At 59.3% G+C, this 25,475-nt stretch carries 25 protein-coding genes; 6 read left to right on the forward strand and 19 right to left on the reverse strand.

The annotated features are described in order from the left end of the window. The first annotated feature begins 62 nt into the window (after positions 1-62). Positions 63-761 (forward strand): glutathione S-transferase family protein, encoded by a 699-nt coding sequence (locus tag MHN28_RS11420; RefSeq protein ID WP_239339149.1) that lies wholly within the window; start codon positions 63-65, stop codon positions 759-761. Here MHN28_RS11420 and MHN28_RS11425 read toward each other — a convergent pair. The 13 genes from MHN28_RS11425 to MHN28_RS11485 all read right to left on the reverse strand — a co-directional run bounded on the left by MHN28_RS11425 (position 742) and on the right by MHN28_RS11485 (position 14,923). Beyond that, on the reverse strand, positions 742-2,349 hold the full coding sequence (locus tag MHN28_RS11425) for a GMC family oxidoreductase (RefSeq protein ID WP_239339151.1): 1,608 nt from the start codon (positions 2,347-2,349) through the stop codon (positions 742-744). The two genes, MHN28_RS11420 and MHN28_RS11425, sit on opposite strands and share 20 nt — an antisense overlap. A gap of 75 nt (positions 2,350-2,424) precedes the next feature. Further along, positions 2,425-2,874, reverse strand: coding sequence for a YtoQ family protein (locus MHN28_RS11430; RefSeq protein ID WP_239339153.1), 450 nt, complete (start codon positions 2,872-2,874; stop codon positions 2,425-2,427). 63 nt (positions 2,875-2,937) lie between these two features. Beyond that, the gene (locus MHN28_RS11435) at positions 2,938-3,897 is read right to left on the reverse strand and encodes a hypothetical protein (protein ID WP_239339156.1); all 960 of its coding nucleotides are present in this window, start codon (positions 3,895-3,897) and stop codon (positions 2,938-2,940) included. A 261-nt stretch (positions 3,898-4,158) separates the two neighbouring features. Continuing rightward, positions 4,159-6,555, reverse strand: a complete 2,397-nt coding sequence (gene pheT, locus MHN28_RS11440; RefSeq protein WP_239339159.1) for a phenylalanine--tRNA ligase subunit beta — start codon at positions 6,553-6,555, stop codon at positions 4,159-4,161. Between the two features lie 71 nt (positions 6,556-6,626). After that, the gene (locus MHN28_RS11445; protein WP_239339162.1) at positions 6,627-7,400 is read right to left on the reverse strand and encodes a type 1 glutamine amidotransferase; all 774 of its coding nucleotides are present in this window, start codon (positions 7,398-7,400) and stop codon (positions 6,627-6,629) included. 82 nt (positions 7,401-7,482) lie between these two features. Then, entirely contained in the window at positions 7,483-8,289 is an 807-nt protein-coding gene (locus MHN28_RS11450; RefSeq protein WP_239339165.1) for a PHB depolymerase family esterase, read from the reverse strand. A 309-nt stretch (positions 8,290-8,598) separates the two neighbouring features. Further along, entirely contained in the window at positions 8,599-9,057 is a 459-nt protein-coding gene (locus MHN28_RS11455; protein WP_239339168.1) for a hypothetical protein, read from the reverse strand. 11 nt (positions 9,058-9,068) lie between these two features. Continuing rightward, the gene (gene pheS / locus MHN28_RS11460) at positions 9,069-10,142 is read right to left on the reverse strand and encodes a phenylalanine--tRNA ligase subunit alpha (protein WP_239339170.1); all 1,074 of its coding nucleotides are present in this window, start codon (positions 10,140-10,142) and stop codon (positions 9,069-9,071) included. A 65-nt stretch (positions 10,143-10,207) separates the two neighbouring features. Further along, positions 10,208-11,275 (reverse strand): Hint domain-containing protein, encoded by a 1,068-nt coding sequence (locus MHN28_RS11465; protein WP_239339172.1) that lies wholly within the window; start codon positions 11,273-11,275, stop codon positions 10,208-10,210. Between the two features lie 118 nt (positions 11,276-11,393). Beyond that, on the reverse strand, positions 11,394-12,764 hold the full coding sequence (locus MHN28_RS11470; RefSeq protein WP_239339174.1) for a glutamate--cysteine ligase: 1,371 nt from the start codon (positions 12,762-12,764) through the stop codon (positions 11,394-11,396). Positions 12,765-12,828: 64 nt separating this feature from the next. Continuing rightward, positions 12,829-13,356, reverse strand: coding sequence for a hypothetical protein (locus MHN28_RS11475; RefSeq protein WP_239339176.1), 528 nt, complete (start codon positions 13,354-13,356; stop codon positions 12,829-12,831). Continuing rightward, a complete protein-coding gene (locus tag MHN28_RS11480) occupies positions 13,353-14,201 on the reverse strand; it encodes a GNAT family N-acetyltransferase (protein WP_239339178.1) in 849 nt (282 codons plus the stop codon). The genes MHN28_RS11475 and MHN28_RS11480 overlap by 4 nt, the downstream gene beginning before the upstream one ends. Next, a complete protein-coding gene (locus MHN28_RS11485; protein ID WP_239339180.1) occupies positions 14,198-14,923 on the reverse strand; it encodes a 16S rRNA (uracil(1498)-N(3))-methyltransferase in 726 nt (241 codons plus the stop codon). Before MHN28_RS11485 ends, MHN28_RS11480 begins: the two co-directional genes overlap by 4 nt. A 12-nt stretch (positions 14,924-14,935) precedes the next feature. Here MHN28_RS11485 and ubiA point away from each other — a divergent pair, with 12 nt between their 5' ends. The 4 genes from ubiA (at position 14,936) to MHN28_RS11505 (ending at position 18,903) form a co-directional block, all read left to right on the forward strand. Next, entirely contained in the window at positions 14,936-15,898 is a 963-nt protein-coding gene (ubiA, locus tag MHN28_RS11490) for a 4-hydroxybenzoate octaprenyltransferase (RefSeq protein ID WP_239339182.1), read from the forward strand. Positions 15,899-15,963: 65 nt separating this feature from the next. Further along, entirely contained in the window at positions 15,964-17,880 is a 1,917-nt protein-coding gene (locus MHN28_RS11495) for an OmpA family protein (RefSeq protein ID WP_239339185.1), read from the forward strand. Between the two features lies 1 nt (position 17,881). Next, positions 17,882-18,202, forward strand: a complete 321-nt coding sequence (locus MHN28_RS11500; protein WP_170446384.1) for a hypothetical protein — start codon at positions 17,882-17,884, stop codon at positions 18,200-18,202. Positions 18,203-18,372: 170 nt separating this feature from the next. Continuing rightward, entirely contained in the window at positions 18,373-18,903 is a 531-nt protein-coding gene (locus tag MHN28_RS11505) for a hypothetical protein (RefSeq protein ID WP_239339187.1), read from the forward strand. A 50-nt stretch (positions 18,904-18,953) separates the two neighbouring features. Here MHN28_RS11505 and MHN28_RS11510 read toward each other — a convergent pair whose 3' ends face one another. The 3 genes from MHN28_RS11510 to pgsA are packed head-to-tail and all read right to left on the reverse strand — an operon-like array spanning position 18,954 to position 20,319. Continuing rightward, complete coding sequence (locus MHN28_RS11510) at positions 18,954-19,397, reverse strand: molybdenum cofactor biosynthesis protein MoaE (RefSeq protein ID WP_239339189.1); 444 nt, start codon at positions 19,395-19,397, stop codon at positions 18,954-18,956. Between the two features lie 4 nt (positions 19,398-19,401). After that, a complete protein-coding gene (moaD, locus tag MHN28_RS11515; RefSeq protein ID WP_109312976.1) occupies positions 19,402-19,647 on the reverse strand; it encodes a molybdopterin converting factor subunit 1 in 246 nt (81 codons plus the stop codon). 3 nt (positions 19,648-19,650) lie between these two features. Further along, on the reverse strand, positions 19,651-20,319 hold the full coding sequence (gene pgsA / locus MHN28_RS11520) for a CDP-diacylglycerol--glycerol-3-phosphate 3-phosphatidyltransferase (protein WP_239339191.1): 669 nt from the start codon (positions 20,317-20,319) through the stop codon (positions 19,651-19,653). Positions 20,320-20,491: 172 nt separating this feature from the next. On the opposite strand from pgsA, the gene MHN28_RS11525 reads away from it, so the two are divergent. Continuing rightward, entirely contained in the window at positions 20,492-21,376 is an 885-nt protein-coding gene (locus MHN28_RS11525; RefSeq protein ID WP_239339193.1) for a DMT family transporter, read from the forward strand. Here the strand turns inward: MHN28_RS11525 and uvrC are convergent. The 3 genes from uvrC to MHN28_RS11540 form a co-directional block, all read right to left on the reverse strand. Further along, positions 21,373-23,247: an excinuclease ABC subunit UvrC gene (gene uvrC / locus MHN28_RS11530; protein ID WP_239339195.1), complete on the reverse strand. Its 1,875-nt coding sequence runs from the start codon at positions 23,245-23,247 to the stop codon at positions 21,373-21,375. The genes MHN28_RS11525 and uvrC overlap by 4 nt on opposite strands. A gap of 290 nt (positions 23,248-23,537) precedes the next feature. Continuing rightward, entirely contained in the window at positions 23,538-24,317 is a 780-nt protein-coding gene (locus MHN28_RS11535; protein WP_239339197.1) for an SDR family oxidoreductase, read from the reverse strand. A 20-nt stretch (positions 24,318-24,337) separates the two neighbouring features. Continuing rightward, entirely contained in the window at positions 24,338-25,309 is a 972-nt protein-coding gene (locus tag MHN28_RS11540) for a calcium/sodium antiporter (RefSeq protein WP_239339199.1), read from the reverse strand. Positions 25,310-25,475: the final 166 nt, after the last annotated feature.

Raw genomic sequence — 25,475 nt, forward strand, 5'->3', positions numbered from 1 at the left:
GGATACTGGCAAGACGGCATAACCCTGCCTAACTATTGTAGTCAGGTAACAAGGAGCTCCTCATGCTGGACACCGCCTCTCACCCGATTACGACCCGTTGGCCTGCGAAGAATCCGGACCGGATTCAGCTTTACTCCTTTCCCACCCCGAACGGCGTCAAAGCGTCGATCATGCTCGAGGAAACCGGCCTTCCGTATGAGCCTCATCTGGTCACCTTGTCGGATACGGACGTCAAAAGCCCCGAATTCCTGTCCCTGAACCCGAACAACAAAATCCCCGCGATCATAGACCCCAATGGCCCGGACGGCGAGCCGCTTGGCCTGTTCGAAAGCGGAGCGATCCTGATCTATCTCGCCGAGAAAAGCGGGAAGCTCCTGGGCCAAACCAAAGCCGACAAGTATCGCGTGATCCAATGGGTGATGTTCCAGATGGGCGGTATCGGCCCGATGTTCGGACAGCTTGGCTATTTCCACAAATTCGCAGGCAGCGAGATCGAAGACCCGCGCCCGCGCGAGCGATACGTTAACGAAGCCAAGCGCCTTTTGAACGTTCTGAACCAGCAGCTGGAAGGTCGGGACTGGATCGCCGGCGAGTATTCGATTGCCGATATCGCCATTGCGCCGTGGCTGCGCGGGCTGGAGCATTATGGTGCCCGCGATCTCGTTGGCTGGGAAGACCATGCCAATGTTACGGCCTATCTGGACCGGTTCCTTGAACGGCCCGCCGTACAAAAAGGGCTTGTCACGCCTGCGCGGGACTGATTGCGTCGGCGATCTTTTCAGCAATCATGATGGTGGGCGCGTTGGTGTTGCCGCCGATCAGAGTCGGCATAACCGACGCGTCCACCACGCGCAGCCCTTCTGTTCCATGTACGCGGCCCTCAAGATCAACGACGGCCATGTCATCGACGCCCATCTTGCAGGTTCCGACCGGATGGTAAATCGTGTCGGCGCGGTTGCGAATATCCGCCTCGAGCGCCTGATCACTGCCATCATGCGCATACAATCGTTTGGCCCTCCACGGCTCCAACGGTGGAGCCTCAAGGATCGACTCCATAATCCGCGCGCCTTGCTTCAGCAGGTCTAGATCCCGGTCATCGCTGAGATATGCCGGATCAATGCGCGGCGGTTCCCCGGCGCGGTCCGAGCTCAACCCTACGCTGCCCCGGCTGAACGGGCGTAAAACGCAGACATGGCACGAGAACCCGTGTCGAAGATGAAACTTGCGCATGTGGTCGTCGACGATGCCAACCACAAAGTGCAGTTGAAGATCCGGTTTGGATACCGATGGTTCGGACTTGAAAAACGCGCCACCTTCGGCAAAGGGGGTCGAGAACAGGCCCTCTCCGGTTCGGCGCCAATCCATGCCAGCCTTCGCCAGATCCCATAATCCGCCCGGAGTCAGGCCGATCACATCCTTACGTTTGGATCGATAGCTCTGGACATAATCCAGATGGTCCTGAAGGTTTTGGCCAACACCCGGCAGGTCATGCAAAACCGGGATACCATGCTGTGTCAATTCCGCCTCGGGTCCGATTCCCGACAACATCAACAGTTGCGGTGAACCAAAGGCACCGCTGGAAACGATAACTTCCTTGCGCGCGCGCGCCTCAACAACCTTGCCCTTTCGGCGCAGTCGCACCCCAGTGGCGCGCTTTTCCTCAAACAGGATTTTCTGCGCCTCGGCGCCGGTCATGATCGTCAGGTTCGGTCGCGATTTGACGCCACGCAGATAGGCCGCCGAGGCAGAGCACCGCTCGCCCTTATGTGCGCCATCGTGGAACTGCGTCACCTGATACAGGCCCGCCCCTTCCTGCTCAGGTCCGTTAAAATCTTCGGTTTTTCGTATTTGCTGCTGGCCGCAAGCCTCAACAAATGCATGCGAGATAGCCCGCGGTTCAGACTGATCCGCAACCTGTAAAGGGCCGTCTGACCCATGGAGGTCATCTGCCCCGCGCACGTTCCTCTCGGCTTTCCGGAAAAAGGGAAGGACACCGTTCCAATCCCAACCTTCACATCCAAGATCGGCCCATTCGTCGTAGTCGGCGGGATGACCGCGCACATAGAGCATTGCGTTAATGGCGGACGATCCACCCTGTGTTTTTCCGCGTGGCTGGTACCCTTTCCGCCCATTCAAACCGGGCTGGGGCACGGTGTGAAAGGCCCAGTTGTTCAGCTTGGGCCGCCCGGAGATCATCGCGGCCACAAGGGCTGGAGCCCGAATCACAAGATCTTCTCCCGCTCCGCCTGCTTCAAGCAGGCAGACCTTCGTGTCGGGATGTTCACTAAGACGCGCCGCCATCACGCAGCCAGCGGAACCACCGCCAACGATGACATAGTCGAATTCCATGGATGCCCTTCCCGTTCTGCCCAAGACAAAAGGTAGAAAGCACCCAATATTCGAGCAAGCGGAACGTAACGTGAGTTACTGTGGCAGCTTGCCGGTCAGAACGTAGCGCAGCACCTCAACCACCTGCGAGGGGTGTTCGGCCACAGCCAGCGCGGCGGCGTCGACCTCTTTAAGCGCATGCTGATGATCGGGGCCATGCAGTACGATCAGCGATTTGCCCAGCGCGGCCGCGTAACCCGCATCAAAAGCTGCGTTCCATTGTTTGTACTTTTCGCCGAACCGGACGACGACCACATCGGCATCGGCGATGCCCTTGCGGGTACGGATCGCGTTGACCATCGCGCCCTTATGGTCGTGCCAATACTTGTTCGGCTCGGCCCCCAGAATGGCGACGCCGCAATCGTCGCTGGCCGCGTGATCGGTGACAGGGCTATTGAACGCAATGTCCAACCCCCGAGCACCCTCGATGATCTGCTCGCGCCAGTCGGTGTGGATTTCACCAGAGAGGTAAACATTCAGGCTCATGGGTGTCTCCTTTGACTTTGTTCGCGACCCTAATGCGAATGCGCGACCGACCCAAGGGGGTGTTCAGAACGACAGACGCCAGAAGGTCGGCTGTTCGTCCTGAACTGCCCGGCGGGCCGCACTTTTCTGCTTGCTCCCCAAGAACGGAGGAGCATCGCGCGTCGGCTCAAAACCGAAGCTGCGCGGCAGTTTCGTATAGACCGACCGCGGCGGCAGCCGCCCCCAGTTGATCCCCTTGAGTCTGGCACCCGAGGCAGGCTGATGCATCCAGACCGTCCGCACGGCAAATTCATCCCGCAGCAGAACCAGTACTGCCAGCATCATCACATCGCCCCAAATTTTTGCGTATTGCCGCTGCAGCGCCTGTTCGTATTCCGTCGTCAATCGCAGCTGACGAGATCGGGGCGCCCGGTTTTGCAGGCGACGACGAGCGCGACCGACAAAGCGCAGCCAGTCCGATTGAATCTCTTCGATCAGACAGGTGCCGCTTGCCAGATCAATGTCCAAACGACACCACGACAAGGTTGGCCGGCCATCCGTGCGAACCGGGTGCCAGCAGCTTTGGAACTGATCAACCGAGCTGCGTTGACCAAATTTCCACAACAGCTCGGCATGTTCGGTCGGGAACCCGAGCTGTACAACCAGGTTATGAGCCTTGCGCGTGGTCTGCTCGCCCGACCAGATGTCGAAGCTGAGGCAAAAGTCCAGCCATTGCGACTGATATGCCGCTTCCAGCCCGGTTTTTGCTGCCGGCCCCAAACCGTCCCACTGCATCGCACGGTCCGCGTGAGCAACCGCCATCACATCATGCCGCCGCAGAACCCCGCCGCACTGCGCGACCATGGGTTGCAACAAAGGGCGAGACAGTAAGCGGGACAGGTCCGTTTGTTTCAGGTCGGAAACCGAGGTTTCCTCGTCCATGGACTGGCACAGCAACCACGGGCTTTGCCGGTCCGGGTAGTAGTGGAATGTCATCTCATTCGGCAGAATCTGCCGGATCATCGAGATGTCTTGACGTTTCATGACAGCTCTCCAACGGGAAACAGGCCCGCCGGGTCGCTGGCGGGCAATCAGATTTGGGATAGCGCGTGGGCGCGGCTGGGATCTGGCATCTGGCAGACTCCGAGGTTTGATTGCTTTAGGGGGCCGGGTTTAGGGGCCGAACGTGATTCCACTCAAGCCCCTGAATTCAGGTCATTTCAGATGTTGCCGCAAGGCAACAGCGGCCTCTGAACGCAAAAAGCGCGCCTGATGGCGCGCCTTGCTTTGTCAAGAACAGTCGGCTTAGCCGCGCAGAGTGCCGCCAGTCGCGTTGGTGACCTTGGCGATGATCTTCTCGGCCACCGCTTCGATATCTTTTTCCTTCAGCGTCGCATCCGTCGGCTGCAGGCGCACGGTGATGGCCAGCGATTTCTTGCCCTCACCCAGGCTGCCGCCGATGAATTCGTCAAAGACGCGGACGTCCTCGATCAGCGCCTTGTCGGCACCGGCCGCGGCATTAACCAGCGTCAGCGCCTCGACGCCTTCGTCGACAACAAAGGCAAAGTCCCGCTCGACCGCCTGCAGATCACGCAGCTCCAGAGCGGCGCGAGTGGCACCGGATTTACGGGGCAGAGGCACCTCGTCCGGCCAGATGGTGAATGCCATCGCCGGGCCTTTGATGTCCATTGCCTGCAGGATGCGCGGGTGCAGTTCGCCAAAGACGCCCAGCACCTTTTTCGGGCCCAGACAGATCTTGCCGTGACGCCCCGGGTGCCACCACGCATCGCCATCGCGCAGGATCTGAACCTTCGCGGGTGCACCAATTGCGGCCAGTACAGCCTCGGCATCCGCTTTGGCGTCGAACACGTCAACCGGGCGCGAGGCGCCGTGGACGTCCTTGGGACCATTACGACCGACCAACAGGCCAGTGATCTGGGTTTTCTGATCGCCAGGCTCGCCGTCATGGAACACCGGGCCAACTTCGAACAGGGCCACGTCGGTATAACCACGCGCCTGATTGCGGGCGGCGGCCTGCAGCAGACCGGGCAGCAGATCGGGACGCATATGGCTCATCTCGGACGAGATCGGGTTTTCCAGCTGGGTGGCCTCATCGCCGCCACCGAACAGTGCCGCCGAGGCCTGATCAATGAAGGTGTAGGAAACGCACTCGTTGTACCCGAGCGCCGCACAGGTGCGGCGCGCCATCGACTGACGGCGTTGTGTCGGGGTCATCACCGGCTTGGGGATGCCATCGGTCACACGAGGCAACGGCTTGCCCTGCAACTTGGTCAAAGACGCAATCCGCGCGACCTCTTCCACCAGATCAGCTTCACCCATGACATCGGGACGCCAGCTGGGAACGTGTGCCATCTCGCCTTCCAGTCGGAAGCCCAGACGCGTCAAGGTTTGGCGTTGTTCGCTTTCGGGGATGTCCATACCGACCAGTGACTGAACACGCTCAGCATCCAGTTTGTAAGCGCGTGAATGATCCGGCGCCTTGCCAGCCTCAACCACCTTCGAGACTTCACCGCCGCAGATGTCCAGAATCATCTGCGTCGCGTGTTCCAGGCCTTCCAGTGTGTATTCAGGATCAACGCCACGCTCGAACCGGTAACGCGCATCCGAATTGATCTTCAATGCACGACCGGTCAGAGCGATCTGCACGTGATCCCAGAATGCACTTTCAAGGAACACGTTGACGGTTTCCTCGGTACAGCCGGTTTCCTCACCGCCCATGATGCCAGCGATGGATTCGGGACCCTTGTCATCCGAAATCACCATCATACCGGGCTGCAGTGTGTATTCTTTCTCGTCCAGCGCGGTCAGCGTTTCACCACCCATGGCACGGTGCACCCGCAGGTTGCCCTGTACCTTGTCCGCATCGAACACGTGCAGCGGGCGGTTCTGGTCGAAGGTCATGTAGTTGGTGATATCCACCAGTGCCGAGATCGGGCGCAGACCGATGGCCTTCAGTTGATCCTGCAGCCATTGCGGGCTGGGGCCGTTCTTGACGCCCTTGATCAGACGGCCGGTGAAATGCGGCGCGCCGTCCAGAGTATCCTCATCAATCGTCACCTTGATCGGGCTTTCGAAATCACCCGGAACCGGCGTGTAGTCACGCTCTTTCAGCGTACCGACGCCGCGCGCAGCCAGATCGCGCGCAATGCCCGCGACGCCCAGCGCATCGGGGCGGTTCGGAGTGATCGCGATCTCGATCATCGGGTCGACTTTCGAGGGTTCGTTCTCGGCCAGCCAATCGACAAAGCGGTCACCGACCTCGCCCGAGGGCAGCTCGATGATGCCGTCATGCTCGTCCGACAGCTCCAGCTCGCGCTCGGATGCCATCATGCCAAAGCTTTCGACGCCACGGATCTTGCCGACGCTGATCGTCAGGTCCAGACCGGGGATGTACATGCCGGGTTTACAGACCACGACCGTGATACCCTCACGCGCGTTCGGCGCACCACAGATGATTTGCAGATCGCCCTCATCGGTGGCAACCGTACACACGCGCAGCTTATCCGCATCCGGATGTTTCTCGGCATGTTTCACATAGCCCAGCGTAAAGCCCGCCAGCCGGTCCGCAGGGTTCACGATCTCTTCGACTTCCAGTCCAAGATCGGTCAACGCCTCAGCAATCTCATCAACCGACTCATCGGTGTCGAGGTGGTCTTTCAGCCAGGAAAGAGTGAATTTCATCGGTCGCTATCCGCCAGAATTTTCGGGTCGGATCGCATGTAGCGGATATTCCCCGCAGGTGGAAGGGCCGCTTAGCCGCCAGAGACGAATTGCAGCCAATTGGACAGCTCACGGCTGCGCTGGGGCAACACAAGGGCGTCGGGATGCGTTCCCAAACGGGTGGCCGCAGTGCTGTCTGTTTCGGCTAGCTCAAGATCGTCGGCCAGATTGGCGTGATCTGCGAAGATACCTCGGGCACGAACATAGACGCCGATGTCAGCAAGGCTCAGTTCCGGATGATACTGAGTGCCCCAGAATCGCAGATTGCCCTTTTCGTAAACGGCAGCCTGCACCGGGGAATGGCCATTGCCCGCCAACAGCGTTGCGCCTTCGGGCAGCACCTGAACCTCATCCCGGTGGATGCACGGCACGCCAAAACCAGACCTGCGCCCGGCCATCATCGGATGTTCGACGCCCTCGCGGGTCAAGGCGTTGTTTTGCGCCATGCCCACCTCCATCCCGATCGGCGAGGCGCCGACAGATCCGCCCAGCATCAGCATCGCAAGCTGCAGCCCGTTGCACGATCCCCAAACCGGTGTGCCCGAGGCCAGCACGACCTCGGCGGCCGCACGTTGGGGGGCTGCCTCGGGCGCATCCACGGACCAGCGGACGCCGGACCCGGTCAGAACGACGCCGTCGATGCCGTGCAACTCTTCGGGGCGTAAAGGCGCGGCATAAGGGTTGGCCAGATGTATTCGCACTTCAGGCGCCACGGCCGAAAAGGTGCGAATGAAGCCGTTGGCCCCCGCATGCCCTACGGCAACCATGTCTGGTGTATTGCCTTCGACGATCAGAATTGTGGTCATGATTTCCCCGTTTTCACTTGGATAAACGGGTGGCATCAGCGACGGCAAACCTGTTCGCGAAAAGGTCGGGTCGTTTTCCGGTTCAGGGGTATGTGGGTTCGCGTCCCAACAACTCGTCCAGTTGCCGCCCGACCCAGCCATGGGGGATGAAATGCCCGCCCGGATGCGTATCCAGCGCGACCCGTCCCTGCGCACAGTCGGTCCACTCGACCCGGCTGAGCGTCAGGATCGGCACAACACTCCAATCGCCACGCGGCGTGGCGGTTTCACAGCCGAACTTCTGCCGCCACAGCGCCACCGGATAGGTCGTATCCCCACCCGGGCCGAAAGGGAAATCCATCACGGTATCGCTGGTCCCGTGGACATGACGCACCTCAGCCGGGGCCTGCGGGCAATCCTCGGTCTGGCGGATACTGCCTGCAATCCCCAGCAAGGCCGCCGTATCATTGCCCGACTGGCAAACATAGCGCCACGCCATCGCCCCGCCGTAGGAATAGCCCGAGACATAGATGCGGTCGGGGTCAATCGGGTACCGCTTGGCCACATCCTCCAACACCCGGTCGGCAAAGGGTACGTCGCCCGTATCCGAGGTCCAGAAATCCCAAGTCTTTCTCAACCCGTTCGGAGCCACCAGCAGCACACCGCGCAGTTTCGTGGCACCGGCAATTCGCTCGTGGTTGACCACAACCGTCCCCTGCCGCGCCCAGCCGTGGAAATGCATCAGCACAGGCAAGGGCGTTTTTCCGTCCCATCCCTCGGGCTCCAGCACATGGTAGGATCGGTCGCCCACCTGACAGGCAGTATCACCATGGCATTCGTCCTTCCATGGTCCCATGGCATAGGCGACAGAGGCGGTCATCAGAAAGAGGGCGAGCAGTCGATAAATCATGCGCCCGACCCTAACCGGCCAGAGGCCCGTGTCACGTCACAACCCCGTGGGACTGTGTGACAAGCTGTGTTTTGGCCACACCGTTTGGTCGACGTACAAGCCGCGCTGTCGCCAGACCGCGGGATGGCGATCCTCGGGGAGTGTTGAGCGGTTTATGCCTGCCAAATCCGTGCGCGGTTCGAGCGTTGCGGTGGCGGAGACAAATCGCCAGCCCGTGCGGGCGGTCTGGCGATAGCGCGGCGGTCTACCGGCCTTTGCTCCGCGCCTGCAAACAATGAGCCCATAGCTTCGACGGGCACCACGTCCTACTTACTTGAAGCTGTCTTTAGTTCGGTCCGCGAGGTCACGGATTCTCTTCTGGCATGTTGAAGAACTCAGTTCCCCTTTCTCATAAGGCAAATGTACTACAACGACTCGAAACCCGCCGATATTTTGGTGACTCAGGTTGCAGAAGTTGACAGAAATTTCACCTGACTCTTTCGCTATTTCATCAGCGTGCGGCGCGATTTGCTGCGACCAAAACTCTGATTCTTCAAGAACGCCAGAGGGAGCATTGACATTTAGGCAGTCAAAAGTCCGGCCATCGCTCCCAGCAAAATAGACAATCTGGTTCGATGAAAACCCACCGGGGAACGCACTTCGGATCTTCGCAACCTGGCCCTGCCAAAGCTCGAAACATAGGTGGTCTTTTTTGACTTGCTCTGCTGTGGACAGACTTGGGATTGTACCAAGAACAAGCCCGAAAATCAGTTGAGCGGCATAACTCAACGAGTTTTGGTTCACCGCGACAAGCCACCATGCAGGTTCGGCATATCCAGCGCTGCGAACCCGTAATGCCTCAGCCACCGCAGGTCGGAATCAAAGAACGCCCGCAGATCAGGAATGCCGTATTTCAGCATCGCCAGACGGTCGATGCCGATACCAAAGGCAAAGCCCTGATAGACCTCGGGATCAATCCCGCCGGCGGCGATCACCTTGGGATGGACCATGCCGGAACCCAGAATCTCCATCCAGTCGTCACCTTCACCGATCTTCAGTTGGCCGTTATCCCAGGAACAGCGGATATCGACCTCGGCCGACGGCTCGGTGAAGGGGAAGTGCGAGGCGCGGAAACGCAGTTCGACGTCGTCGACCTCGAAGAACGCCTTCACGAACTCTTCCAGAACCCATTTCAGGTTCGCCATCGAGATGTCCTTGTCGATGGCCAGCCCCTCGACCTGATGAAACATCGGCGTGTGGGTCTGGTCATAGTCGGCGCGATAGACACCGCCCGGACAGATCACGCGGATCGGCGCGCCCTGCAGCTCCATCGAGCGGATTTGCACTGGCGAGGTATGGGTGCGCAGAACATGCGGCGGGCGATTGTCGCCCTCGGCGCGGTGCATATAGAACGTGTCCATCTCGGCCCGCGCGGGGTGGTGGCCGGGGATGTTCAGGGCGTCGAAATTGTGCCAGTCGGTCTCAATCCGCGGCCCTTCGGCCACCGAGAACCCCAGTTCGGCAAAAATCGCGGTCAGCTCCTCGGTCGCCTGACTGACCGGGTGGATCGAGCCCTGACGGCGCGCACGAGTCGGCAAGGTGACGTCCAGCCATTCGGTGCGCAGACGCTCATCCAGCGCGGCATCGGCCAGGGCAGCCTTTTTGGCGGAAAGCGCCGAGTTGATCTCATCCTTCAGGGCATTCAGCGCGGGGCCTGCGACCTGGCGTTCCTCGGGCGTCATCTTGCCCAGCTCGCGCATCTTCAGCGCGACCTCGCCCTTTTTGCCGACAGCCGCGACACGGATCGCTTCGAGCGCGTTTTCGTCGCCTGCATCGGCGATCTGACCCAGATATTTTGCCTTAAGATCGTCCATGACGGTTCCCTGAATGCTGTTGAGGCTCTGCTATCACAGCAGTCCGCGAAAGCAAGAGGGGCGGATCAGATCGCTTGCAGCATTGCCGCTTGCGGGCCGCACCTGACCGGACGAATGGTTTCGCCATAGGTCTGCGGCTGCTTTTGAAGCTCAGGGAACAGCGCAAACAGTTCATTCGCGGCGTCACGTTCAAGGCTCGAAAGAGCCTGTGCGCCCGGGAAAAAGCTCTCCGAGATCAAGCCGGACGTCGACACAAGCTGGTGCCGGTCAAAGAACAGGTGAACGTAGCGGACGATGTCACAAGACACCGACGTAATCGTCGTTCCATTGACCAGTGATTTGGCGGCGACAATCACCTCATCTTCTCCGAACAGCAGCTGTGCCTGCCAACCGGTCATCAGCAGACGGTGCTGCGGCGAGACGAAGATATCCTTCTCAGCCCCTAGCGCCCCTGCATGTATGCGAACGGGTGCAAAACGGCCCCGGCCCGCGACGGTTCGCCCGCCAATCCAACGGATGGGACAGGCACCATCATCCTGGGTCAGAACCAGATCGCCCGGCTTAAGCGTCTCAACCCTGCGCGGTCCATCCGGCGTGTCCACCAACGTCCCGGCCGCGAAACACGGCGCGCCGGTGTCACGGGGTGAGAGCGGCGCATGAACCAGCGTGTCGGGGTTCGGCTGGTTGAACTGCAGGGTTGTCGTTGTCTGGTTCGGCCCGACCAGAACCGGCAGGTTTTCCGAAACGGCCCCCGCCGCCAGCCCGTTTTGGGCAACGATATTCTGGGTTCCGCCCCCAATATCGTAAAAGTCGATGACCTCATTCGTGGCAGTATTTGTCAGCGCATAGGCTTCATAATTGTTCGAACCTCCGCCATTCGGGTCCGTCAGCAGGATCGGGAAAAAGTCTGCCGAAATGATAAAGATCTGCTCGTTGTTGTCCGAGTCAAACGATACATCGACCCATGGGTGGTCCAGCGGGATCTCGATCCCGACCTGACCGTTTGCCTGATAAAAGGACACAGTGAAGTTCGCCGGATCCTCATCGGATCTCAGCGCGACCTCGAGAAACTCCGACACGCCACTTTGCGCGGCGTAGGCATTGGAATAGTGCAGTTCGCTGATACGGGCCATTTGTCATCACGCTCAGGAGTAGTTCGCAGAGAATACCCGAGTACCCCCGTCGGATGACAAGGGCACTTCGAAACAATTGGCAAATGCTCTCCTAATGGCAACACGCCTCAGCGCGGTCTTAATAGCTGAACTCGGGGTAAATCCGGGTCAGGTCGCCATTCCAGTCACCGTGGTAGTGGTCCAGCAGCTCATCCGCCGGAACCTTGCCGGTTTCGATGCTGTCTTTTAGCGCGTTCAGGAAGTGAGTTTCATCCGGCACCAGCCCACCTGCGCCGGGGAAGGCGCGGGACTTCAAGCCGCCCTCGGCGATCGAGACCACCTTGCGCGCCAGATCGTGCATGTTGATGTCGCCGACCTTGGCCTGCAGCCCGTCCTTGGCGGCTTCGACCCGCAGCGCTTCGCGCGTTTCATCATCCCAGCCTTTGACCAGATCCCAGGCTGCATCCAGCGCGCCCTGATCGTAGGTAAGACCAACCCAGAACGCGGGCAAAGCACACAGGCGCCGCCATGGGCCACCATCGGCACCGCGCATTTCCATGAACTTCTTGATCCGCGCCTCGGGGAAGGCTGTGGTCAGGTGATCTGCCCAATCAGACAGCGTCGGCGTTTCGCCCGGAAGAGCGGGCAGCTTGCCTTCCAAAAAATCACGGAAGGACTGGCCCAGCGCGTCGATGTATTTGCCGTCGCGATAGACGAAATACATCGGCACATCCAAAGCGTATTCGACCCAGCGCTCGAACCCGAACCCGTCCTCGAACACAAAGGGCAGCATCCCGGTGCGCGCATCATCCAGATGCCGCCAGATATAGCTGCGCCAGCTTTTCTGGCCGTTAGGTTTACCTTCGAAGAACGGAGAATTGGCAAACAGAGCGGTCGCCACGGGCTGCAATGCCAGTGCAACGCGCAGTTTCTGCACCATGTCGGCCTCGGACCCGAAGTCGATATTGACCTGCACGGTACACGTCCGGCGCATCATCGACCGGCCCATCGTGCCGACCTTTTCCATATAGTCGTTCATCAGCCGGTAACGCCCCTTGGGCATCAGTGGCATCTCGTCATGCGTCCAGATCGGAGCGGCCCCTAGACCGATGAACCCAACGCCGATCTTGTCGGCGATGTCCTTCACGTCGCGCAGATGCGCGTTCACCTCGTCACAGGTTTCGTGAATGGTCTCTAGCGGCGCGCCCGACAGCTCCAACTGCCCGCCAGGTTCCAGCGAGACATTGGCCCCATCCTTTTCCAGGCCGATCAGCTTGCCGGCCTCTTCCACCGGGGCCCAGCCATGCAGATCACGCAGGCCTTGAAGCACCGCAAGAATCGAACGCTCGCCCTCAAAGGGCAGCGGTTTCAACGTGTCTTTGCAATAGCCGAACTTTTCATGCTCGGTTCCGATGCGCCAATCCTGCTTGGGCTTGCAGCCCGATTCCAGATATTCAGCCAGTTGCTCGTGGCGTTCGATTGGTCCGCCGCCGGACTGAGGGATGGACATGAACCGTGCTCCGATCCTGATGTGTCTGTCTTTGCGTCAGTCGTGGTCTTAAACCGCGCCAGTGTCAATGCAACCGGATATGGGCCGGGCGCATTGGTGTGCGTTCCCAGATAACAACCGGATGTGTCGCGCCACCGTTCAGTTCCGACAACATTTGTTCGGTTTTCAACCCCGGAAGGGCTGAGAACACATCGAACAGCGCTTCGGCCCCTTCAGCATTCACAGGAATGTGAAGCGTCGGCTGGCCCGGTTGATCCAAAACCCAATGCGCTGGGGATGATGTCGGGTCCAGCGCAAGGCGTTCAATCTCTCGCGTGGCAACGATTCCACCATCCAGCGGGCCGAGATAGGTGATCTGACCTTCGTCGATCGTTACAAGTCCGGGACCCCCCGCGCCGGTGCGGAACCGGGCACGTTGAACGCCGACGACGGCCAAAGCGGCCGACACGGCGATCAGAACCCAACCCAACCATCCAAGCAATCCACCGGGGCCACTGATCCAGCTGAGGCCGACCAACAGGATGATTCCTGCGATCAAAACTTCGCGCCAGCGCCACAGGGCCAGTTTGGCTTCGGGTCGGATGAAACTCATGCCGTATCCTCGGGGTTTTTGAACAGAATCAGGGAATAATGGCCTGCTGGCCGGAACCCAATTGCTATATAGGCACGCGCAGCGGCTTCGCTAGCTGCGAACAGAATAGCGCGCGTCGCGCCATTGCTTTGCGCCTCGCGTAGATGTAGCGCAACGGCCAGCCGCGCATAGCTGCGACCGCGCAGATCGGGGGGAGTGTAGACGCCTCCAATCTGGACTACTTCGGGCAAACGCGCATTGAATCCGGTCATCGCAACCGGCTGACCATTCACCAATACGGCTCGGTGCGAGTCGCGCTCCAGATAAGCGGCGATGTCTTTCTTCGCTTGCCCCTGCGCGCGCTCGGCATCGAAATCCATGGCCTCGATCAGGTAACTTTGCCGCCAACCTTCGGCCACATCCCGATCCAGATCGCCGAGTGGTATCAACTGAGCCGCTGTCGCGTCGGGCATAATGATCTGGGCTAAATCCAACGTGAAGCCCGGCTCATCGCTATTCAGTGTTGCGGGCCGGCCCTCCCACCCTGCTAGTCGCATGATCCGGCGCGCCTGCGTGGCCTCTGCCGCCAAGCCAAACAGCTGGCGCCCCCGGATTAGACGAATCGCATCGCTCAGTTCCTCGTCCGAGCATTCGGGACATTGCGGCAGCACCATCCCTTCATTCGTGATTCCAAAAACGGCGCGCGGGCCATCGCCCAGCGTCCACATATTGACCGCCCGCCGATCTGCACCGCGCAAACCGAAATCTCGCAGGTTCGCCAGTGGGAACATGGACGTCTGGATATGCCCGAACAGGAACTCGTCGATTTTGGGTGCGTCCGCATCCCGCGCTTCTTGCCAATTCACGCCCAATCCCCCAGTGCCTGCTGCCACATGGTCAGCGCCGCAACGGCAGCCGTATCCGCTCGCAGGATGCGCGGGCCAAGGCTGACCACATGGGCAAAGGGCAACGCGACCAGTCGTGCGCGTTCACGGTCGGAGAAACCGCCCTCGGGTCCGATCAGAATGGCCCAAGGCTGACCTTTTTCATTGGCCGCCAGCCGTAAGGCGGATCCAACCTCGGCCTCATTGCAGAACATAAGCTGGCGGCCTTCGGGCCAGTCGTCCAGCACGCGGTCCAACCGCTGCAAGTCTGCGACCTCGGGCACATAGGTTCCGCCGCATTGTTCGGCCGCCTCAACCGCATGAGCTTGCAGGCGATCCTGGCGAATGCGTTCGGAATTGGTGAATTCCGTCTGCACGGGCATGATCCGCGCCGCACCCATTTCTGCTGCTTTTTCAACGATGAAGTCAGTACGCGCCTTCTTGATTGGCGCGAACAGGAACCACAGGTCGGGCGGCAGATGCAGCGGTTTGGTCTGATCCACACAGGTTAGAATACCGCCGCGTTTGCCGGCCTCGGCAACCTCGGCCAGCCATTCCCCGTCCAGTCCGTTGAACAGGGCAATCTGCCCGCCAACCCCCAGGCGCATGACGCCGAACAGGTAATGCGCCTGCTCACGCGTCAAATGAACGGATTGCCCCTGACCCAGAGGGTGCTCTACATACAGTCTGATCTTTGCACTCATGAGACCTTACATATGCAAGGCAATGCCCCAACACCAGACGGTCAGGTTGCCGACGCTGTCAGCGGCAACTGGGTCGACACCCATGCCCCCGCGTTCGCCCGCCCCTACCTGCGCCTCAGCCGCGCGGATCGGCCAATTGGCACGTGGCTGCTGCTGATCCCATGCTGGTGGGGACTGGCGCTGGCTATCCTCAGTGACGGAAACCCAAGATGGGGGGATCTGTGGATCGCAATCGGCTGCGGATTCGGTGCCTTCCTAATGCGCGGTGCCGGCTGTACCTGGAACGATATCACTGACCGGGAATTCGACGGTCAGGTCGAGCGCACCCGCTCTCGACCGATCCCCTCCGGACAGGTCAGCGTACGTCAGGCCGTGATCTGGATGGGGCTGCAATGCCTGCTGGCGCTGATGATTCTGCTGACCTTCAATCAGGCCGCTATTGCGATGGGCGTGCTATCACTCTTGCCGGTCACGATCTATCCATTTGCCAAGCGATTCACCTGGTGGCCTCAGGTGTTTTTGGGACTTGCCTTCAACTGGGGCATCCTGCTGGCCTGGGCTGCACACACGGGGACTGTGGGTGCTCCTGCAATCCTTCTGTATTTGGCGGGTATCGCGTGGACGCTGTTCTATGACACGATCTACGCCCACCAGGACACCGAAGATGACGAACTTATCGGGATCAAATCGACGGCCCGCCTGTTTGGCACCAACACCGCGCAATGGTTGAAGTATTTTCTTGTGGCAACCGTCGCGCTGATGGGGCTTGCCGTCATTGACGCCGCAACAACGCAGGCTTCGGTCATCGCACTGGTCGTGGCGCTTGGCGGTCCATGGGCGATGGGTTGGCATATGGCATGGCAGTTGCGCGGGCTGGATATCGAAGACAATGCCAAACTGCTGCAATTGTTCCGCGCCAACCGCGATACCGGCCTCATTCCGCTGATCTTCCTTTGCGTCGCCCTGTTGCTCTGATTGCACCTCTGCTTTTCGCTCTGTAAGAGTCCTGCACACTCACCCGAGGAGTCGATTGACCGCACATGCGTCTGCCATATTTCTTCGTCGTTGCCCTAGTGTTTCTCGTGTCGGCCGGGCTCTCCCTGCTCGCGGCCAGCTTTGCTGTGACAAAGGTCGAAGAAGCATCCGAATTCGCCGTCCGTCGTGCACTGGATCTGAAAGGCCATGACTGGGCCGAGGTGCAGTCGGATGGTCTGCGCGTAGTTTTGACCGGCACCGCCAAAGATGAGGCCATGCGTTTTAATGCGCTGACGGCGGCGGGCACCGAAGTAGATACCTCTCGCGTTATCGACGAAATGGAGGTTGCCCCGACAACGCAGCTGGCAGCCCCGCGCTTTTCAGCTGAAATCCTGCGCAATGACAGCGGAATTTCGGTCATCGGCCTGATTCCGGTCAGCGAAAACCGCGAGGTGTTGACGGATCGGTTGCGCGATTTGGATGGCGGGCCAGTGTCCGACTTGATGGAGACTGCCGATTATCCCAAGCCCAAAGGGTGGGATGAAGCGATATCCTATGCGGTTGAGGCGCTGGCCCGCCTCCCTCGAGCCAAGATTTCCGCCAGTCCCGGCCTTGTGAAGATCACGGCGATTGCAGACAGCCAGCAGGAAAAGGAGCGGTTGGAGCAGGAGCTGACCCGCACCGCGCCGCCCAGCCTGCGCATTGGTCTGTCAATCTCGGCGCCGCGCCCCGTCATTACTCCGTTTACCCTGCGCTATCTGATCGACGAAACTGGCGGACAATTCGATGCTTGTTCGGCCCAAGACGAAAAAGCCCGCGACAAGATCATTGCTGCCGCACAAAACGCGGGTCTGACCGGCCCCTATTCCTGCACCATTGGTCTGGGTGAGCCGTCGCCCCGCTGGCCCGACGCCGCCGCGTTGAGCATTCGGGCGCTGTCAGAAATCGGCCAGGGAACAGTCACCATTTCGGATGCGGACATAACTCTGGTCGCGGCGCAGGGCACCGATACCATGGTGTTCGACAGAGTGGTTGGGGAATTGGAAACCGCACTACCCGAAGTCTTTGTTCTGCACGCGGTTCTGCCGGAACCTGAGACAGCAGAACAGTCAGGCCCGCCGGAATTCTCGGCCACGCGCAGCCCGGAAGGCCTGGTCCAAATGCGTGGCCGTCTGGGCGACGACACCACACGCGATATGGTCGACAGTTACGCCCGCGCCGCCTTTGGGTTCGAACATGTACATACCGCCACCCGTATCGCCCCGGACCTGCCCGCCGATTGGCCCATCCGCGTCCTGAGCGGGCTGGAAGCTTTGTCCCAGTTGCACAATGGTGCCCTGACCGTAACTCCGGACGAGGTGGTTCTGACCGGTGTCAGCCACGACCCAAAGACCCGAGCCTATGTTGCGGGCTTCCTTTCGGAAAAACTGGGTGAGGCACAGGACTATACCCTGTCAATCACTTATCAGGAACCGCCTGAGCCAGAAGACGAGCTGCCCGACCCCGAGGTTTGTGAGGAGCGGATCGCCGAGGTACAGGCCGGCAGCAAGATCGCCTTCGAGCCCGGCTCGGCCACCGTCGCCTCTGAATCGCGTGACACGGTAAATCAGATCGCCGATATTCTGCGGGAATGCGGCCCTATCCGGTTGGAAATTCAAGGCCATACCGACAGTCAGGGCCGTGAAGAGATGAACCAGCAGCTCAGCCAGTCGCGGGCCCAGTCCATCCTGAACGAACTGCGCGGACGGCGCGTGCCAACCGCCAGCTACACGGCCGTCGGCTATGGTGAAACCCAGCCAATTGCCGACAACGGGACCGAAGAAGGCCGCGAGGAAAATCGACGCATCGAATTCCGCCTGATCCGGCCCGAACCCGTCGCAAATTCCCAGACAACTCTGGAAGCGATGGAAGAAGAATCAGAGACGTCACTAGACGCAGAGCCAGACGCCGAAACATCGGACGCGGACGCAGGGGACCAGTAAGTTGAACAGAATCGAATTTATCATCGCCACCGCCATCATCCTGTTTGCCGCTTTCTGCATGGGATGGTTTGCCAACTGGCTGGCACATCGTCTGTCCCGCGTTCGCCAGAGCGACGTGGCCGATCTGGACCGCATGAGCCAGGAGCTGCACGAGGCTGAGGAAACCCGCGATCAGGCGATCACTTATCTGCAGCAGCGCGAGGCAGAGCTGACCAACCAACTGACCCAGACCGAGGCGGAACTGGCTGCAGCAATGGATGGCCTGCGCGCCGCACGGCAAGAGGCCGAAGAACTGCGCGGCCGCATTAACAACGCAGATTGATCCCAACCGCCTTGGGCGGTCATAGGTCAGCTTGGACGGACTAAGTCGTCGGCACAATTCGGCCGATCAAGGGCGATCGCCTTCAATTTCAGAAACAAATTCAATACTATGAATTGGTGCGTTTTGCCTGCGCACATCACTGTCCACTATCCTGAAAATTGGAGTGTACTATGAATTTCAAGTCATCATTAACTGCTGCTGCAACTCTAAGCATCTTCGCCGCTGCCACCGCTTGGGCGTCAAGTGACGTGATCCCCTCAGAGAATGACACCTTCACCAACTGGGGCGAAGAATCCGGCTGGACCATCTTTGTGGATGACACCCGCGGGTCCTGCCTGATCGAGCGTATGGACGAAAACCAGAACGTCGTTCAGATGGGCCTGACCAAGGACCACGAGATGGGTTACCTCGGCGTATTCACGAAGAACGACATTGGCCTGAAGGGTAAGAAGGAAAAGATCTTCCTTTCGCTCGATGGCAATGTTTACGAAGCTGAAGCCCATAAGAAGACCAAGCACCTCGCCGAAGGGTATACCGGAGGTTACATCCTCGCGAACAACGCTCAGTTTGTGGACGACGTCATGAACAAATACGAAATGACCGTGTTTCCGGAAAAAGAGTTTGCGTTCACCGTTAGCCTTGATGGCACCAAAAAGGCCATCGAAGCAGCGCGGCAGTGCAACGCCGAGCAGAGCGCTTAACCTGCTTTGAACAGCCCCGGCACCTGTTGACCCGGTGCCGGGCAACGCACTTACCACCGGGTCAGTGCATCTTCGTCTTCATCCTTGGCATCAACCCATTCCGCGCCGGAAGACGTGATTTCCTTTTTCCAGAACGGGGCGCGGGATTTCAGATAATCCATCAGATATTCGGCTGCCTCGAAAGCGTCCTTGCGATGCCGTGCGGCCGTGGCCACCATCATGATCCGGTCGCCCGGAGCAAGACGCCCGTGCCGGTGGATCACCAGTACGTCGCCCAGTGACCAGCGCTGCTGCGCCTCCTCCGCGATTTTGGTCAGGGCGCGTTCAGTCATACCGGGATAGTGTTCGATCTCCATCACATCCAGATCGCCGGACGCAAGATCACGTACCACGCCAGTGAAGGTCACGATGGCACCGTTGGCGTCATCGCCCGCCGCAAAGGCATTCGCCTCAGCGCCCAGATCAAACTCTTCTTCCTGAACCGCGATGCGCATGGTCTCAGCCGCCGGTCATCGGCGGGAAAAAGGCCACTTCGCGCACGCCTGTCAGCGATGCGTCGAAATCCGACAGTTCCTGATCCAATGCGACACGCAGCGCAGACAGGTCAGCGAAGGCCGCGGCATAACGGTCTTCGCGTGCGCTCAGCTCAGCCACCAGATCGGACACGGTTGCGGCCTCTGTCTCGATCCGCTCTTTCGGCAGGCCGATCCGTTCGCGCACCCATGCAAAATACAGCACGTCCATCCCTTAACTCTCCTTCAGATGGGGCATGGCTTTACGTAAGTAGTCATAGCCGGTGATCAATGTCAGCGCCGCCGCAATCCACAGCAACCACAGACCGATCCGTCCAGCCCAGAACATACCCTCAAGGTGCCAGCGCATGTGATTCAGGTCTTCCAGCTGTCCCGTCAAAACCAAATCCATAGTAGCGGCATCCATACCGAACGTGGCCATCACGAAATAGTGCTCGAATATTCCCTGTGAAAACAGAATGGCAATCGCCACCATTTGCGCCGTCGTTTTCCACTTAGCCAGTTTGGTTACCTTCAGCGTCCCGGCCGTATCGCCCAGATATTCGCGTAGGCCCGAGACGAAAACCTCGCGGAACAGAATGACCGTCGCGGGCAACACCAGCCACGGCGTCCAGTGTTCGGTCGAATAACCCACAAGGATCATCAGCGCGATCACGACCATCGCCTTATCAGCAATCGGGTCCAGCATGGCACCCATCTTGGTTTCCTGTTTCCACGCGCGCGCCAGGTATCCGTCGAACCAGTCGGTTATTGCGGCCGACAGGAACAGGATCAGCGCAAACCAATCCGCATAGGGCCTGGTGAAATACAGAAACATTACGGCCAGACCGGGTGCAGCCAGCAAGCGCAGGACGGTCAGGATATTTGGCAGGTTCCACTTCATGCAGCGGACCCTACATTGCCGGTCCGGGACAGAAAAGGCAGCGCGGAAAAAAACTGCTCCGATCACAGAGGCTTGGTCAAAGCGCCGCAGCAACGGGCGGCATTTGTTATTGGCCTTGGGCCAGATTGTCGTCAGATTGCGAGGCAAATCAGGCCAAGGGTGCGCGACCAGAATGACTACCCAAATACAAACCGACTCGCGGTCAAACCTGATCGGCAGCGCCTGGATGATTGGTGCCATGGCATGTTTTGCGTTGGAAGACGCGTTGCTGAAGGCTGCCGCGGTCGCCTTGCCCATCTGGCAAATCCTGGTTCTGTTCGGAGCTGGCGGAGCGGTGATCTTTGCCTGTGTTGCCGTGGCGCGCGGTACACGTCTTTTGCAGCCCGACGTGCTGTCGCCAGCGATGAAGATCCGCGCTGTGTTTGAAATTCTCGGACGGCTATTCTACGTGCTGGCCATCACGTTAACCCCCCTCTCCTCAGCAACCGTCATATTGCAGGCCACCCCGCTTGTGGTCGTCGCCTGCGCCGCACTTTTGTTTGGCGAGACAGTCGGATGGCGGAGATGGAGCGCAATTTTTGTCGGCCTGGTCGGCGTTGTGATTATCATCCAACCAACCGGAGACAGTTTCACGGTCCTTTCCTTGCTGGCGGTGCTTGGGATGTTAGGGTTCGCCGGTCGCGATCTGGCCAGCAGGGCAGCCCCGGCCAGCCTTGGAACTGAAGTGCTTGGTTTTTACGGCTTCGTCTGCGTGGTCATTGCCGGGTTCGCTTACAGCTTTTGGGAACAGGCCCCGATCGCGCCTGTGTCCTTGCATACAAGCCTCCATGTGGCCGGAGCCGTGTGCCTTGGCGCAATCGCATACGCGTCATTGATGAAGGCCATGCGGACCGGTGAAGTCGCGGCCGTCACGCCGTTCCGCTATTCCCGCCTGCTGTTCGGCGTCGCCCTGGGTGTGATCTTCTTCGGCGAAGATCTGGACCAGACCATGTGGATCGGTAGTGCGCTGATCGTAGCCTCGGGGCTGTACATCCTGTGGCGTGGTCGCCAGACCTAGCCCTTGTCGTGGAAGAAATCGTAGACCTTCTGCGCAAGACCGGCTGAGATCCCCTCAACCGCTTTTAGATCCGCCAGATTGGCGCGGCTAACAGCCTTGGCGCTGCCGAAATGCGTCAGCAACGCGCGTTTGCGCGCCGCACCCACGCCGGGGATTTCGTCCAGCGGCGTCGCGCCGACGGCCTTTGCCCGTTTCGCACGGTGCGTGCCAATGGCAAACCGGTGCGCCTCATCCCTCAGCCGCTGAATGAAGTACAACACCGGATCGTTACGCTTGAGGGCAAAAGGGGGTTGGCCGGTGCGGTGAAACTCTTCCTTGCCGTGATCGCGATCGACGCCCTTGGCAACGCCAACCATAGGTATGTCTTCGACCCCATATTCGACCATGATCTCATGCACGGCACTGACTTGCCCCGCGCCGCCGTCGATCAACAGAAGGTCGGGCCAGTGGCCTTTGTCGCGGTCGGGGTCCTCTTTTTGCAAACGGGTGAACCGGCGGGTCAGCACCTCCTTCATCATGCCAAAGTCATCTCCGGGGGTCAGGTCATCGCCCCGGATGTTGAACTTGCGATAGGCATTTTTCATGAACCCTTCTGGGCCTGCCACGATCATGCCGCCGACAGCATTCGTTCCCTGAATATGGGAGTTGTCGTAAACCTCGATCCGATTTGGAGGGCTGTCCAGATCAAACGCCTCGGCCACGCCGCGCAGCAGTTTGGCCTGCGTTGCGCTTTCCGACATCCGCCGCGCCAGGGATTCCCGCGCATTACGCAAGGCGCCTGCGATCAGTTCCTGTTTCTCACCGCGCTGAGGCACAAGGATTTCGACCTTGCGCCCCGCCTTTTCGCTCAGCGCCTCTTGCATCAGGTCGGCGTTTTCGATGGCGTCCGACAGGATCAACTGCCGCGGCGGTTCCTTGTTGTCGTAGAACTGGCCAATGAACGCCTCCATCACCTCGGCCGGGGAAACATCCGGCCCCACACGCGGATAGAAATCCTTGTTGCCCCAGTTCTGGTTCGCCCGGATGAAAAACACCTGAACACAGGCCTGCCCACTGTCCATGTAGAGGCCGATCACGTCTGCCTCGGCCACACCGCGCGGGTTAATGCCCTGAGACGTCTGCACCTGCGTCAGCGCCCGGATACGGTCGCGCAGACCAGCGGCGCGCTCGAACTCCATTGCCTCAGAAGCGGCCATCATCTGTTCGGCCAGTTCTTCCTGCACTTTTGTCGAGCGACCCGACAGGAACCGTTCCGCATCCTTGACGCTCTCGCGGTAGTCCGCTTCCGAAATCAGCCCGACGCAAGGCCCCGAACACCGTTTGATTTGATACAGCAGGCACGGCCGCGTGCGACTGTCGAACATGGAATCCGAGCAGTTGCGCAGCAGGAACGCTTTTTGCAGCTGGTTCAGTGTCCGGTTCACTGCGCCGGCGCTGGCGAAGGGACCAAAATAGGCCCCCTTTTCCTTTTTTGCCCCGCGATGCTTTTTGATCTGCGGAAAGGCGTGACCCTTGGCGACAAGAATGTTCGGAAAACTTTTGTCGTCGCGCAGCAGCACATTGTATTTTGGCTTGAGCTGCTTGATCAGGTTCTGTTCCAGCAGCAGCGCTTCGGTCTCGGTCCTTGTTGTCAGGAACATCATCGACGAGGTTGCGGCGATCATTCGTTCGATCCGGCCTGAATGCCCCGGACGCGCGTAGTTCGACACTCGCGCTTTAAGGTTCCGTGCCTTGCCCACATACAGCACCCGGCTGTCCGCATCCAACATCCGGTACACCCCGGGCGAACTGTCCAGCGTCTTCAAATAGCGCTGAATACAGGCGTAGCCGGTCGGTTGAGAATCGGGTTTGGATTCGCTGTCGGTCTTCATATGTCAGAAATATGATTCTCTGGCCGTGGCTGCAATCTTGCGGGCTTCAAATCAAGAGAAAACAAATCCACGGTTTCTGTGGATAACTGTGAAGATAAGTTTCTCAACTTGGCGAATTCCCCTTAATTCATTAAGAAAACGTTGATTTGCACAAAAAATGGGCAGATATGCAACCTATTGTTTTTATTGAAAATAATTTCATTCACAAGACAAGTGTATGAAAAAAAAGACAATTTTGTAACACGCAAGTAACGGAAATGAGAACGGTGCAAAACTTGCAGCGATTTTACCTATTCAAGGCCCACAACGTCAGGCGTTTTCCAACCCAGATGCTGGCCACCATCCACGCACAAAAGCTGACCTGTCACGGCATGTGCGTCCAGAAAATAACCCAAGGCGGCAGTGATATCCGACGGATTCGCCCCACGTTCCAATACCGTGTTGGCCCGCTGTGCCTTGAAGTGGTCCTCGCTCTGCCGGTGGCCTTGCATCGTCGGACCCGGCCCGATTGCATTGACTCGTATCGCAGGGGTCAGTGCCTGCGCCGATGTGCGGGTCAAAGCCCACAGCCCCATCTTTGCGATTGTATAGGTCATGAATTCAGGCGACAGCTTGCGGACCCGCATATCGACCATGTTCACGATAAGGCCAACGGCAATGGGCTCACCCGCATCGTCGGTATCAGGCTCAAGCCCCTGCGCGGCCATGGCCTGCGTTAGCACAAAGGGCGCGCGCAAATTGCTGTCGAGATGCCTGTCCCAGCTTTGCCGCGTGGCCGAGTGGATATTGTCGTATTCAAAGATCGACGCGTTATTCACCAGACAGGTGATCGGCCCTCCCAGCGCGTCTGCCGCGCGGGGAAGCAAAGCTTCGACCTGCGTCTCGTCCAACAAATCGGCCTGCAATGCGACCGCCTTCCGCCCAAGAGCCTGAACCTCGGCCACAGTGTCCAAAGCGGGTTGCTCGGATGTCGCATAGTGCACGGCGACGTCATACCCCCGCCCGGCCAGATACAGGGCCATTGCCCGACCAAGACGAATTCCGGCACCGGTCACCAAGGCTTGGCTCATGGATTGCCTCCTATGTCAGATCACGCCAGCAGGGAGACGATGTAGACGGCGTACAACAGCGTCAACACAAAGCCCCAGACACGCGTGATATCCTTTTTCATAAACACGAAAGGGATCAGCAACAGCGATGCGCCCAGCATGACCCAAAGATCGAATTGCAGGAATTCCGGGTCGACTGGGATACGACCGAACCACGTGGCGATACCGACAATTGCCAGCAGGTTGAACATGTTCGAGCCGATCACATTCCCCAAGGCAACATCGGCCTGCCGGCGCAGTGCCGCCATCACGGTCGTGGCCAGTTCCGGTAAGGATGTTCCGACCGCGACCAGCGTCAGGCCGATCACTGTTTCGCTGACACCGTAGGTGCGTGCAATGATCGTCGCGTTGTCGACCAGAAGATGCGCACCCATGGGCAGGCCAATCAGGCCAAGAACCAGATAGATCGACAACTTCCAATACGGCATGTTTGGATCGGCCTCTTCCAGGCCTTCCAGCTCTTCAAGTTCCTCATCGTCCGCGCAGGCTTGGCCACATGCTTTGCGATGGGTACGCGCCTCGCGAAATGCGTTCCAAAGGACCAAGGACAATGCCGCCAGCAAGATGGCTCCGCTGGTCAGATTAAACACGCCGCAAAATGCCAGCCCGATGAACAACACCGTGGCCAGCAGCATGAAAACATAGTTCTTACGGCTGTCACATTCGCTTGTGTGCAGCGTGGCCAGCAACGCCGGCAAGCCCAGAACCAGCAGGATATTGGCCGTGTTCGAGCCAACCACGTTACCCAAAGCAATCCCGGGCGCATTTTCTTTGATCGCGCTGATCGCAATCAAAAGCTCGGGGGCTGAGGTGCCGAAAGCCACAATCGTGAGACTGACGATCAGGGCCGGAACCCCCAGGCGCAGGCTCAGGTTCACGGCGCCGCGTACCAGTGCATCACCCGCCAGCAGCAGGATCAGCAATCCAAGGCCGGATAACAGCCATGCCGTCATGTACGGCCTCCTTTTTCGCAGGCACAGGGGCCTTTACCGATCCTGAACCGCCCACACCGCGGACATCTGGCAGATTGCAACCTTTTCTGCCCCGGAAAGCGCAGCTTGCCGAACATTGCCAGGACACCCATGGCAATCAGAAACAGGGTGACAATCTTGATAATCA

Source organism: Ruegeria sp. Ofav3-42 (assembly GCF_022347725.1).
Taxonomy (GTDB): Bacteria; Pseudomonadota; Alphaproteobacteria; order Rhodobacterales; family Rhodobacteraceae; genus Ruegeria.

Bases quoted from the DNA above. Each gene is read 5' to 3' on its own strand.
- pgsA (WP_239339191.1), bottom strand. From the start codon at position 20,319: ATGAAGTGGAACCTGCCAAATATCCTGACCGTCCTGCGCTTGCTGGCT.
- MHN28_RS11505 (WP_239339187.1), top strand. From the start codon at position 18,373: ATGAATTTCAAGTCATCATTAACTGCTGCTGCAACTCTAAGCATCTTC.
- MHN28_RS11430 (WP_239339153.1), bottom strand. From the start codon at position 2,874: ATGAGCCTGAATGTTTACCTCTCTGGTGAAATCCACACCGACTGGCGC.
- moaD (WP_109312976.1), bottom strand. From the start codon at position 19,647: ATGGACGTGCTGTATTTTGCATGGGTGCGCGAACGGATCGGCCTGCCG.
- MHN28_RS11495 (WP_239339185.1), top strand. From the start codon at position 15,964: ATGCGTCTGCCATATTTCTTCGTCGTTGCCCTAGTGTTTCTCGTGTCG.
- MHN28_RS11525 (WP_239339193.1), top strand. From the start codon at position 20,492: ATGACTACCCAAATACAAACCGACTCGCGGTCAAACCTGATCGGCAGC.
- MHN28_RS11475 (WP_239339176.1), bottom strand. From the start codon at position 13,356: ATGAGTTTCATCCGACCCGAAGCCAAACTGGCCCTGTGGCGCTGGCGC.
- MHN28_RS11510 (WP_239339189.1), bottom strand. From the start codon at position 19,397: ATGCGCATCGCGGTTCAGGAAGAAGAGTTTGATCTGGGCGCTGAGGCG.
- MHN28_RS11485 (WP_239339180.1), bottom strand. From the start codon at position 14,923: ATGAGTGCAAAGATCAGACTGTATGTAGAGCACCCTCTGGGTCAGGGG.
- ubiA (WP_239339182.1), top strand. From the start codon at position 14,936: ATGCAAGGCAATGCCCCAACACCAGACGGTCAGGTTGCCGACGCTGTC.
- MHN28_RS11465 (WP_239339172.1), bottom strand. From the start codon at position 11,275: ATGGCCCGTATCAGCGAACTGCACTATTCCAATGCCTACGCCGCGCAA.
- pheS (WP_239339170.1), bottom strand. From the start codon at position 10,142: ATGGACGATCTTAAGGCAAAATATCTGGGTCAGATCGCCGATGCAGGC.
- MHN28_RS11435 (WP_239339156.1), bottom strand. From the start codon at position 3,897: ATGAAACGTCAAGACATCTCGATGATCCGGCAGATTCTGCCGAATGAG.
- pheT (WP_239339159.1), bottom strand. From the start codon at position 6,555: ATGAAATTCACTCTTTCCTGGCTGAAAGACCACCTCGACACCGATGAG.
- MHN28_RS11425 (WP_239339151.1), bottom strand. From the start codon at position 2,349: ATGGAATTCGACTATGTCATCGTTGGCGGTGGTTCCGCTGGCTGCGTG.
- uvrC (WP_239339195.1), bottom strand. From the start codon at position 23,247: ATGAAGACCGACAGCGAATCCAAACCCGATTCTCAACCGACCGGCTAC.
- MHN28_RS11450 (WP_239339165.1), bottom strand. From the start codon at position 8,289: ATGATTTATCGACTGCTCGCCCTCTTTCTGATGACCGCCTCTGTCGCC.
- MHN28_RS11445 (WP_239339162.1), bottom strand. From the start codon at position 7,400: ATGACCACAATTCTGATCGTCGAAGGCAATACACCAGACATGGTTGCC.
- MHN28_RS11535 (WP_239339197.1), bottom strand. From the start codon at position 24,317: ATGAGCCAAGCCTTGGTGACCGGTGCCGGAATTCGTCTTGGTCGGGCA.
- MHN28_RS11420 (WP_239339149.1), top strand. From the start codon at position 63: ATGCTGGACACCGCCTCTCACCCGATTACGACCCGTTGGCCTGCGAAG.
- MHN28_RS11540 (WP_239339199.1), bottom strand. From the start codon at position 25,309: ATGACGGCATGGCTGTTATCCGGCCTTGGATTGCTGATCCTGCTGCTG.
- MHN28_RS11470 (WP_239339174.1), bottom strand. From the start codon at position 12,764: ATGTCCATCCCTCAGTCCGGCGGCGGACCAATCGAACGCCACGAGCAA.